The following is an 11375-nucleotide window of genomic DNA, read 5'->3' as shown; positions in this document are numbered from 1 at the left end:
GCGCCCGTCGTGATCCCACCGTGACCTGGCGTCGTTACGCTTGACGGATGCTGGAGCTGACATGGGCCTGATCAGAGACGGTCGTCGTGCCATCACGCTCGCCAAGGACCTGCTCGCCAACCGCCGGGCCAGAGCCGTCCTCGCGGCGCAGATGCAGGCGGCTCCCGTGATCGAGCCGGGGCGCTACAAGGTGGCCGTGTACTTCGCGGACGGCGCCGTCAACATGTACCAGATCCGCCAGTGGTACCGGCCGCTCGCCGAACTGTCGAAGAGGTGGCCCGTCCTCATCCTCAGCCGCGGTGCGACGGCGGCGGCGAAGCTGTTCGAGGAGTCGCCGATCCCGACGGCCTACGTCCGGACGGTCGTCGCCCTCGAGCGCACGCTTGCCGAACAGGACATCCGCGTCGTGCTGTACGTCAACCAGAACGCCAAGAACTTCCAGATGTTCCGCTACGGCTCCCGCTGGCACGTCTTCGTCAACCACGGCGAGAGCGACAAGATGTACATGACGACGAACCAGTTCAAAGCCTACGACTACAGCCTCATCGCGGGCCAAGCGGCGAGGAACCGGCTGGAGCGGGTGCTCTGGGACTACGACTTCGACAAGCGCGCGATCATGATCGGCCGCCCCCAGGCCGACCACTATTCGGGCGAACTGCCCTACACGCCCGATGAGCGGACCGTCGTCCTGTACGCGCCCACTTGGGAGGGCGACCGCGCGGCCGCGGCGTACGGCTCGATCGCGAGCCACGGCGTTGCCCTCGTCCGAGCACTCATCGCGACCGGGCGGCACCGCGTCGTGTACCGTCCGCACCCGAGGAGCGGTGTCGTCGATCCGGCCTACGCGAGCGCGAACCGCGAGATCATGGCCGCGCTTCAGGAGGCGAACCGTGCGGACGCCTCGGCCCAGCACGTCGTCGACACGGGTGCCGACCTCGGTTGGCAGCTGGCGGCGGCGGACGCGGCCATCGTCGACATCTCCGCGATGGTCTACGACCGCCTCGCGAGCGGGAAGCCGCTCATGATCACCCGTCCCGTGAACCCGGAGGCGGAGATCGACACCGGAGGGTACCTCTCGGCGTGCGAGTGGTTGGATGCGTCGGACGCCGCGGACATCGTCGACGGCGTCGACCGACTCCTCGGTGATCCCGAGACGGTCGCTCGACTGCAGCACTGGGTCGAGTACTACTTCGGCGACACGACGCCCGGAGTGACGACGGCGAGGTTCCACAGCGCCATCGAGCATCTGATGTCGGAATGGGAACGGTTCGCCCTCGCGCACGCCGATGGCGGGCCGAAGCTCGACGAGCATGAGGACGATGAGGACGAAGACGAGGATGACGACGACAGAGGACGCGCCTGAGGCGCCCTGAGCCGTTGAGTCCGCGCCCAGGAGAACCGCGTAGGGTCGGGCAGGTGAATCCGTCCTCCGGGCGACTGGCCTCCCTCGACGGAGTCCGTGGTGTCGCCAGCGTCGTCGTGGTGCTCTACCACGTGTCGTTGCTCGCACGACCCTTCGCGACGGGCCGGATCTCGGAGCCCGCCTGGGACATCGCGACCGAGACGCCGCTCAAGCTGCTCTTCGCCGGCACCGAGGCCGTGCAGGTGTTCTTCGTCCTCAGCGGTCTCGTCGTCGCGCTCCCGCTGTTGCGAGGCGGCGCGAGCTGGCCGGGGTTCTTCGCCGCCCGATTCGTGCGGCTCTACCTCCCCGTGTGGGGATCGCTGCTGTTCGCCGCCGCCCTCATCCTCCTCATCCCGAGGGACCCGGCGTCGGTGACCACCGGTGAGTGGATCGCGAACGCGAACGCGACGAGCGTCGACCCGCTGCACCTCCTGAGGGAGGCCACCCTGACGCCGGCGAGCTACACCCTGGTGAACACCCTGTGGTCGCTGCGCTGGGAGCTGATCTTCACGCTCCTCCTCCCGATCGCCGTCCTACTCGCTCGGTTGCTGCGCCGCTGGGCGTGGCCGGTCGCCGCACTGATGTCCGTGATCATGGTGCTCGGACGGGTCGCGGGACTGGACGCCGCCGTGTACCTGCCGGCGTTCTTCATCGGTACGCTGATCGCCGTCCGGCTCGACGACCTCCGAGCCTGGGCTGCGGATCGGTCCCGCCCGCTGCAATGGGCGTTGCTCACGGGCGGGTCCGCGCTCCTGCTCGTCGCGAGCTGGCTCTCCCGACCGTTCGTCGAATCCTCATCGACGCTCGGTCAGGCGCTCTGGGGCCTGTCGGGTGTGGGCGCGGCCGGCCTCATCGTCGTCGCCATCGGAAGCCCGTTCGCCCGTCGGCTCCTCGAGGCGCCGCCGGTCCTCTGGCTCGGGAAGGTGTCCTTCAGCCTGTACCTCGTGCACGCCCCGATCCTGGCCACACTCGCCTTCTCGTTCGGAGATGAGCGTTGGTGGCTGGTCGGGATCGTCGGTGTCCCACTGAGCCTGCTGGTCGCCGCCGGGTTCTTCCAGCTCGTCGAGCGTCCGTCCCACGGCCTGGCGCGCAGCGTCGGTCGGGGGGTACAGGCGGGGGTCGCTGCGGTGCGTTCCCGGATGCTCAGCCGACGCGAGGGACGAGCGCGTTCCGCTTCTTCCGGCGAGCGGCCGCGTGCAACTCCTGAGCCCACCGACGGGTGACGGCCTCGTCGTCGTACTGCTCCGCGGTCGCCCTGGCGTGCTGACGCATCGCATCGACCTCGCCCTCGGGGAGCGACAGGAGGCGTTCGATGGCGGCTGACACGACGGCCGGTTCCGCGGACGGCACGAGGAACCCGTTCCAACCGTCGCGGACGATGTCGGCCGGCCCGTACGGTACGTCGACGACGATGGGGAGACACCCGGCCGCCATCGCCTCGATGAGCACGAGTGGGAAGCCCTCGGAGGTCGAGGTCATGACGAGGAACGAACCCGAGCCGAGCTGCTGCCGGGCCGAGCGGTCGTAACCGTGGAGGACGACGCGGTGGTCCGGGTCCTCGGCGGCGAGGAGCGTCTGCAACTCGTCGAGCAGTTCCCCGCCGCCGTAGACGTCGAGCGTCGGGGGAGGCCCGTCCACCGGGGTGGTGGCGAGGACGGCGCGGATCGCGTTCGCCGGCCGTTTCCGGGCCGTGAGCGAACCGAGGAACATGCCGCGGCTGCGAGGCCGAGGTGCACGCGCGACGGCCGGTGCGACGAGTTCGCGCGAGTTCGGGATGACCCCGAGCGAGGCGTGCTCGCCGAGCATGGTCGTCACGTCCGCGAGCTGGCGGTCGCTGAGCAGGGCGACGAGGTCGAAGTCGTCGAGCGCCTCGAACACCGCTCGCCGTGACTCCCGCAGCCGACCGTGTGGTCGTTCCGTGCCCTGGAGGTGCGAGGCGTGCACGACATGCGCGGTGACGACGTTGCGTTTCCGGTAGCTCAGGACGAACGGGGCGATGGTCTTGCTGTCGACGATCATCCAGGCCGGAGCGCCCGCGGTGAGCGTGTCGAACCAGGCGCGGTACAGGGACCAGATGCGCCCCCAGGATCGTACGGGACGGCCCTGGTCGTCGCAGAGGACCACGGACCGGCCGCCCTTGACACCCCGCTCGCGCGTGTCGCGGCGGTCGGACAGGAGCAGGGTGCCGTCGGTCCGGTAGACGTCCACCTGCAGGATCTGACCGGACTCATCGTGACGCTCGCGGCTGAGGACCACGTCGCCGCGGCGTCGTTCCGTGCTGCCGTCCTCCAGGGGGAGCGGGGTGAACCCGTGGCGGGCCAGGTCGAGGGACCCACCCGGCAGGGGGTTGTCGCGCAGCCAGTCCCAGAGGTTGACGACCCGCAGGCCGTCGATCAGGTCTCCTCGCGTGCGCAGCCGTGCCTCCAACTCGGGGTAGTCCGCGCGGTGGTCGAAGGTGAGGACGTCGACGGGGGTGTCGGCCAATCGGATGAACGCGCGCGAGCGCTGGAGCATCGCCTCCGTCATGCCGCCGAAGTCGTCCGACAGACCCCAGGTCACCGCGAAGTGGCGGCCTTCCGGGAAGGGCTTCTGGGGACGGCGCAGGAATGGAAGTCTCACCCTCCGACGGTACGCGATGGACCTGGAGGGATGCCGCATCCGGACCGGCCCGGTCGGCGCTGAGCCCGAGCGCGCCGAGGGTGGTCAGGGACGCTGTTCGGGCCCGTCCGGGCCGACCGTCTCGCTGCCGGCCTCGATGGCCAGGTTCTTCCGGCGACGGAACACCTGGTCGCGGACCTTCCCGAGGCCGGACCGGCCGGAGACGGCCCGCATCCGTGGCTCGAGGTCGAGGGGGACGACGAACGGCGCCGGTCCGAACGCCTGGCGAGCGGCACGGACGACCTGTCGGCCGAGCATGTGATTGCCGATGCCGCCGACGGCAGCTCCGACACCGAGGGGCAGTGCTTTGCCGATGACGCCGGCGCTGCCGCTCGCCGCGAAGTGCTTCACGAAGCGCACCCGCAACTGGTCGGCGACGGGGCCCACGATCATGGACGGCAGACCCTGGGTGATCGTCTGGCCCCAGAACGCCTGCCGGGGGATACCCTTCCCGGCCGCCTGGGATCCGAAGTTCCGCAGGAGGTCGGTTCCGGCCTTGCCGAGCATCATGGTCATGACGAGCGCGCGGGATCGCATCGGATCGGCCAGGGCGATGCCGTGGACCTCGGTGACCGACTGGGCGAACAGGGCGGTCGCCTCGAGGAACCCCGCCGTCTCGACACCGGAGAGCGCAAGGGTCGTCGCCGTCCCGATCGCCGGGACGACGGCGGTCGCGCCCACGGCGGCTCCCGTTGTCGTCACCGTCGTGAGGTACCGACGCTCCAGGACACGGATGAGCTGGTCCGCCGTCGCGTTCGGGTACATCCGCCGGATCGACCGGATGTGTGCCACGACCACCGGTCGCTGGACCCAGAGCAGACGGTCGAGCGCCCGCACCCATCCCGGCTCAGGCAGCACGGGCTGCTGTGCTGCGGCGGTGGGGAACTGGGCGGGACCCGGAACGGGTCCCTGCTGCGGTCCGGTCATGACGGCCTCCTCGTGGGCGGGGCGGCCAGTCTACGTCGACCCACTGCAGGTCGACTGACGCTTGCTGGCAGGCCTCAGCTGTTGTAGTCGGCGTTGTAGCGGTCGAGCACGTCGTCGATCGGCGCGTCGAGCACGAGCGCCCCCTTGTCGAGGTAGAGCCCCCTCGTGCAGAAGCGTCGGAGGTCCTTCTCATTGTGCGAGACGAAGAACAGGGTGCGCCCGCCATCGAGGAGTTCCTCGATGCGCCGGTAGCACTTCTCGCGGAACGCGCGGTCGCCGACGGCGAGGACCTCGTCGACGAGGATGATCGGCTCCTCGAGCTGTGCGATCACCGCGAAGGCGATGCGGACCTTCATGCCGCTCGAGAGATGCTTGTACGGGGTGTCCACGAAGTCGGCGATCTCGGCGAAGGCGATGATGTCGTCGAACCGTCCGTCGATCTCGCGCCGGGACATGCCGTGGAGGCCGGCCGTCAGGTACACGTTGTCGCGGACCGTCAGGTCGTTGACGAAGCCGCCGGTGATCTCGATGAGCGGCGCGACACCCTCGTGCACGCCGATGGTGCCCTCATCGGGCAGGACGACGCCCGCGACGAGCTTGAGCAGCGTCGACTTGCCCTGACCGTTCCGACCGACGACGCCGATGGCCTCTCCGGGGGCGACATCGAAGGAGACGTGGCGCAGGGGCCAGAACTCACCCGGCTTCGAGCGTCGGTCGCGACCGGCGAAGAGGTCCTTGAAACTCCGCCGACCGCCACGGTTGCGCCGGAACCGGATCCCTGCGTCGGCCACCGAGATCGCCGGCCGAGCGGCGGTTGCGTTGCCTGTGGGCATCAGATCTCCTTCAGCACGGAGCGCTCGCAGCGCTTGAAGACGAGGAGACCGACCGCGAGGATGACCGTGGACATGGCGGCGGACACACCCACGAGGTGCCAGTTGAGCTCCTGTGGGAAGAACGCGGAACGGTAGAGCGCGAAGATCCCGCTGAGCGGGTTGAACGCCGCGAAGGGCTCGATCCTGTCGGGCAGCGCCGTCGTGCTGTAGATGATCGGCGTCGCGTAGAACATGAACCGCAGGACGAGCTTGACGGCGCGCTCGAGATCGCGGAAGAACACGACGAGCGGAGCGACGATCAGGCAGAGCCCGATCGTCAGGACGGCTTGGATGACGATGGCGAGCGGGAACAGCACGATGTCGAGGTTGACCTGCGCGCCGCTGAAGATCGCGAACGCTGCAAGGACCGGGAGCGCAGCGAGGAACTCGATGCCCTTCGACAGCACGATCCGGTTCACCCAGATGGTCCGGGGGATCGTCGTCGAACGCACGAGTTTCGCCTCGCGCAGGAAGGCGCGGGTGCTGTCGGACACCGATCCGGTGAACCACATCCACGGCAGCAGTGCCGCGAGGAGGAACACGATGTAGGGTTCCTCGCCGACGTCGCGCCGGAACACCTGCGTGAAGACGAACCAGTAGATCCCGCTCATGACGAGGGGGTCGAGGATGGACCACACGTAGCCGAGCGCGCTCGTCGAGTAGCGCACGCGCAGGTCTCGGACCGTCAGGATCCAGAGCGCGTGGCGGTACCTCGCCGATCGCGACATCCTTGGCCGCGTCTCAGCTGAAGAACTCACGTGACCAACCTTATCGAGGTGACGCAGGAACGCCGCCCGCGACGCTCAGCGTCGGGACGGCGTTCGTGTGCGATGTGGACGGGGACCTCAGACGAAGAGGTTCGCGCGCTCGAGGTCCTCGGCGAAGTCGACCTCGACCGCGTAGAGGTCGGAGATGTCGACCGGCTCGACGAGCATGCCCTCGCGCTCGATGGCGAGCTCGATGCCGCGCTCGAAGTAGTCCTGGTCGCCGACCTTGGTCAGGTAGCGGTGGAGCATCGTCTTGTCCTGCGACGAGATGTAGTTGATGCCCACGGCCTCGCCCAGCCCGCCGACGACGGTCTTCGAGAGCTCCTTGATGTAGCCCTCGGCGCTCGTCGTGTACTTGACCTCCTCGTCGGACACCTTGGAGGTGTTGACGGTCACGAACGAACGGTCCTTGGCGATCATCGCGGCAGCGCGGTCGAGGACGGCCGGGTCGAAGACGACGTCGCCGTTCATCCAGAGCACGCCGCCGGCCTGAGACGCCGCGAGGGCGCGCATGAGGCTCTTCGAGGTGTTGGTCTGGTCGTACTGCTCGTTGTAGACGAAGGAGGCGTCGGGGAACGCTTCGATGATGTGCTCGAGCTTGTAGCCGACGACGATCGTCACCTTGGCGCTCGCTCCGAACGCGTGGTGGATGTTGTCGAACTGCTGCTGCATGATGGTGCGGCCGTCGCTGAGCTCGGTCAGGGGCTTGGGAAGCGAGCGGCCGAGACGGCTGCCCATCCCTGCGGCAAGGATCACTACCTGGGTGGTCACGTTGTTCTCCTCAGTGTGGGTATGGAATCACGCGGTGCCACGATGCTGTGGACGATTCACCGAGGATTAACCAAGACGTGCATTGAAAGACACTCCGTTATGCCAAAATACAGGCTAGCCGCGGTGAACTCCGTCTGTCAGGGGTTCCCAGGGTCCGTTGTCGTTTTGTGATCGACCACCCGGCGTTTACACAGCTTGGGGGAGATGTGTCAACCGTTCATCCTGAGACTCCGCTGTCCGCTCCGGCCGCCGCTGTTGGTAGGTTTGCTTGGTGACTTCCACGACTCCGCCAGATCCCGCTCAGCAGCCGGCGCCTGCCGACGGCACGCCGACGAGTCCGGGCACGCCGAACACCGCCGATGCCGCCGGCGCACCTGCGCCGTCGACCGCTTCCGACGATCAGGCCGCTGCGGCACCGAAGCGCGCACCCCGCTCGACGACGCCTCGGGCTGCCGGAACGGCGAAGGCCCCGGCGAAGCGGCCGAGCACGCCCCGCACCCGCGCCACGTCGGCGAGCGAGACCTCGGGCGAGCCCGGGGACGCCACGAAGCCGGCACCCAAGACGACCACGGCACGCTCGACGACCGCTCGGACCTCGACGGCGAAGACCACGGCCACCAAGTCGACGACGGCGCGCACCACCGCCGCGAAGCGCACGCCCGCGAAGTCGGCTGCTGCAGCTGCCGATGCTCCGGAGGCCACTGCGTCGGCCGAGACGAGCACCACCCCGAAGACGCCCCGGTCGACGACCGCGCGCACCACCGCCGCGAAGCCGGCGACCAAGGCCGCCGGCGCCAAGACGACCACCGCCCGCACCTCGACGACCAAGTCCACAACGGCCCGGACGCCGGCCAAGCGCACGCCGGCGCGCACCAGCGTCGCGAAGCAGCCCGAACAGACGGCCGCCGCAGCCGCCGGCGTGCTCGACGAGGTCAGCGCACCGGGATCGGTCGAACGGCCGACGACGTCGACGCCCTCCGAGCAGCCTTCCCCTGAGGTCGTCGACCGGATCGCCGTCGAGGAGACTCGGGCCGACGCCACGCAGACCGAGACCCCGCCGACCGCGTCATCCATCGCCGGGGAGGCTGTGGACGACACGGCCCGGCAGGCGACGCCGGCACCGTCGGGGTCCGTATCGGTGGCGCCTCCGCGGGAGGAGGCCGTCACTCCGGTTGCAGCACCGAAGCGTCCTGCCGGCCGTCCCGCGCCGACACCGTCGTCCGGCGCCAACTCGTCACCCGCCGCGACGTCGCAGCGCAGCGAGGCCGACGGCGATGGCGCCCATCCCGTCGTCCTGTCGATCTCGGGACTCGTCAAGCAGTTCGGCGACACGGTCGCGGTGGACGGCGTCGACCTCGAGGTCCGACGTGGCTCGTTCTACGGCATCGTCGGGCCGAACGGCGCCGGCAAGACGACCACCCTGTCCATGGTCACGGGTCTCCTCCGTCCCGACGCAGGGTCCATCACGGTCCAGGGCGTCGACGTCTGGCAGGATCCCGCCGAGGCCAAGCGTGCGATCGGCGTGCTGCCCGACCGGCTGCGGCTCTTCGACCGCCTGACCGGCAGCCAGCTCCTGTACTACTCCGGCGTCCTGCGGGGGCTCGACCCCGCGACCGTCAAGTCACGGACCACCGATCTGGCTCGTGCCTTCGGTCTCGACGACGCGCTCGGCCGTCTCGTCTCCGACTACTCGGCGGGCATGACGAAGAAGATCGCGTTGGCAGCCGCACTCATCCATTCGCCGCGTGTCCTCATCCTCGACGAGCCGTTCGAATCGGTCGATCCGGTCTCCGCGGCGAACGTCATCGAGATTCTCCAGCGGTACGTCGCCAACGGCGGGACCGTCGTGCTCTCGAGCCACGGCATGGACTTCATCCAGCGCGTGTGCGATCACGTGGCCATCATCGTGCAGGGCAAGGTGCTGGCCGCCGGGTCCGTCGACGAGGTGCGCGGAACGGGCACGCTCGAGGAGCGGTTCGTCGAGCTCGCCGGGGGCCGCAAGTCGGCAGAGGGAATGGAATGGTTGCACAGCTTCTCCGACTGAAACTGCAGCTGACGCTCAACGCGTTCCGCCGCAGCCCCTGGCGACTGGTCGGGCTCGTCCTCGCGATCGCGGTCGGCGTGTGGATCGTCGTGCTCGCGAGCACCGGTCTCGTCGCGCTGCGTGGTGGCGACCCGGAGGTCACGCGCAACCTGCTCGTGCTGGCCGGGTCGGCCGTCGTCCTGGGCTTCATCATCCTGCCGCTCGTCTTCGGTGTCGACGACCAGCTGGATCCTCGGGCGTTCTCGCTCTTCGGGCTGCCCAACCGCACCCTGTCGGCCGGCCTACTCGTGACAGCGCTCGTGTCGGTGCCGTCACTCGTCCTCGCCGTCCTCGCGGCCTCGTCGGTGGTCACCTGGTCGCGGTCGCCGCTGCCCGCCGTCCTCGCCGTGGTCTCCGCGGTCCTCGGCGTGCTGCTCTGCGCGCTCCTGGCCCGGATCGCCACCTCGATCTCCGCGAGCCTCCTCGCGACGCGTCGCGCCAAGGAGGTCATGGGTGTCCTCGGGCTGGTGCTCATCATCGCCGTGGCGCCGGCGATCATCGCCCTCACCACCGTGGACTGGCAGCGCGACGGGTTCGCCGTCCTCGGCCGGGTCGCTGACATTCTCAGTTGGACCCCGCTCGGCGCCGTCTGGTCGTTCCCCGGTGATGCCGCACTCGGCGGCATCGCGCCGGCGATCGTCAAGCTGCTGCTCACCGCGGCGACCATCGCGCTGCTCTGGTTCGCCTGGCAGTCGTTCGTCGCCCGACTGCTCGTGACGCCGGAACGCCTCGGGACGGGCCGCGACAGCACCGGTCTGGGCTGGTTCGACCTGCTCCCCGGTTCCCCGTCCGGAGCCATCGCCGCTCGGAGCATGACCTACTGGCTGCGCGACCCGCGGTACCTCGTCTCCCTCGTCATCATCCCGATCGCGCCCTTCATCTTCTTCGTGCCCATGCTCGTCGCCGGCATCCCGATGAACGTCCTCGCACTCGTCCCACTCCCGGTCGTGTGCTGGTTCCTCGGCTGGCTCCTGCACAACGACCTCGCCTTCGATTCGACCGCGGTCTGGCTGCACGTCGCCTCGGGGGTCCGCGGACGATCGGACCGGATCGGCCGGCTCTTCCCGGTGCTCCTCATCGGCATCCCGCTCATCGCGGTCGGGTCGACGCTGAGCATCCTGTTCTACGGCGACTGGGACGCCCTGCCGTCGATGATCGGTGTGAGCACGTGCCTGTTGTTCAGCGGCGCCGGTATCGCGAGCTTTGTGTCCGCGCGGTTCCCGTACCCGACGTCGCTTCCCGGCGACAGCCCGTTCCAGCAGCCGCAGGTGCCGGGCAGCAGCGGCATGTCCGCGCAGTTCCTGAGCCTGCTCGGTACGGTCCTGCTCACGATTCCCGCCGGCTGGTTGGCCGTGCTCGGGCTCACCGGTGAGCCGAACTGGAACTTCGGGGCTCTCGCGGTCGGTGCGGGCACGGGCATCCTGGTCCTCGTGATCGGGATCTTCGCCGGCGGTCGCGTCTTCGATCGCCGCAGCCCCGAGATCGTCGGCTTCGCCAGCTCGCACTGACCCGACGTCGGCGACCGGATCGGCCCGCAGGAGACCCGGGTGCCGTCCGGCGGTACCATGGAGCCATGGCGCAGCATGACAGCACGAAGCAGCAGATGAGCACGATCGATCCCGGTGGCACGCCCGACGGTGGGAGCACGGCGATCATGGATCGTGAGCTCGAGGAGCTGATCGAGAGCGAGAACATCGAGCCCGGCGATCACGAGCGCTTCTCGCACTACGTCAAGAAGGAGAAGATCCTCGAATCGGCGTTGAGCGGCAAGCCGGTGAAGGCGCTCTGCGGCAAGAAGTGGACGCCGGGTCGCGACCCCGAGAAGTTCCCGATCTGCCCGGCCTGCAAGGAGATCTACGAGAAGCTCCTCCGCGACTGACGCTGGAGCGCACCGC

At 69.0% G+C, this 11375-nt stretch carries 10 protein-coding genes; 5 read left to right on the top strand and 5 right to left on the bottom strand.

The features are described from left to right. Positions 1–61 precede the first annotated feature (61 nt). Positions 62–1363 carry a CDP-glycerol glycerophosphotransferase family protein gene (locus tag AC4PMY_RS01970; protein WP_491621873.1) on the top strand — a complete coding sequence of 434 codons (1302 nt, stop codon included), beginning with the start codon at positions 62–64 and terminating at the stop codon, positions 1361–1363. Positions 1364–1416: 53 nt separating this feature from the next. After that, positions 1417–2625 (top strand): acyltransferase family protein, encoded by a 1209-nt coding sequence (locus AC4PMY_RS01965; protein ID WP_064296195.1) that lies wholly within the window; start codon positions 1417–1419, stop codon positions 2623–2625. Here AC4PMY_RS01965 and AC4PMY_RS01960 read toward each other — a convergent pair. From AC4PMY_RS01960 to AC4PMY_RS01940, 5 genes are all read right to left on the bottom strand, one after another. Further along, positions 2546–4021: a glycosyltransferase gene (locus AC4PMY_RS01960; protein ID WP_491621872.1), complete on the bottom strand. Its 1476-nt coding sequence runs from the start codon at positions 4019–4021 to the stop codon at positions 2546–2548. The genes AC4PMY_RS01965 and AC4PMY_RS01960 overlap by 80 nt on opposite strands. 84 nt (positions 4022–4105) lie before the next feature. After that, entirely contained in the window at positions 4106–4987 is an 882-nt protein-coding gene (locus AC4PMY_RS01955) for a hypothetical protein (RefSeq protein WP_491621871.1), read from the bottom strand. Positions 4988–5061: 74 nt separating this feature from the next. Next, positions 5062–5820 carry an ABC transporter ATP-binding protein gene (locus AC4PMY_RS01950; RefSeq protein ID WP_064296198.1) on the bottom strand — a complete coding sequence of 253 codons (759 nt, stop codon included), beginning with the start codon at positions 5818–5820 and terminating at the stop codon, positions 5062–5064. Next, on the bottom strand, positions 5820–6587 hold the full coding sequence (locus AC4PMY_RS01945; RefSeq protein ID WP_064296199.1) for an ABC transporter permease: 768 nt from the start codon (positions 6585–6587) through the stop codon (positions 5820–5822). Before AC4PMY_RS01945 ends, AC4PMY_RS01950 begins: the two co-directional genes overlap by 1 nt. 117 nt (positions 6588–6704) lie before the next feature. After that, on the bottom strand, positions 6705–7397 hold the full coding sequence (locus AC4PMY_RS01940) for a phosphocholine cytidylyltransferase family protein (protein WP_064296200.1): 693 nt from the start codon (positions 7395–7397) through the stop codon (positions 6705–6707). 271 nt (positions 7398–7668) lie between these two features. On the opposite strand from AC4PMY_RS01940, the gene AC4PMY_RS01935 reads away from it, so the two are divergent. The 3 genes from AC4PMY_RS01935 (at position 7669) to AC4PMY_RS01925 (ending at position 11359) form a co-directional block, all read left to right on the top strand. After that, a complete protein-coding gene (locus AC4PMY_RS01935; protein ID WP_491621870.1) occupies positions 7669–9441 on the top strand; it encodes an ABC transporter ATP-binding protein in 1773 nt (590 codons plus the stop codon). Then, positions 9417–10988, top strand: coding sequence for a hypothetical protein (locus tag AC4PMY_RS01930; RefSeq protein ID WP_071260979.1), 1572 nt, complete (start codon positions 9417–9419; stop codon positions 10986–10988). The genes AC4PMY_RS01935 and AC4PMY_RS01930 overlap by 25 nt, the downstream gene beginning before the upstream one ends. Positions 10989–11083: 95 nt before the next feature. Then, entirely contained in the window at positions 11084–11359 is a 276-nt protein-coding gene (locus tag AC4PMY_RS01925) for a DUF3039 domain-containing protein (protein WP_064296346.1), read from the top strand. Positions 11360–11375 lie beyond the last annotated feature (16 nt).

This window comes from Plantibacter sp. MDV22-iso1 (genome assembly GCF_058408345.1).
The sequence above is the reverse complement of the archived record's forward strand: the minus strand, read 5'-3'. Positions and strand labels throughout refer to the sequence as shown.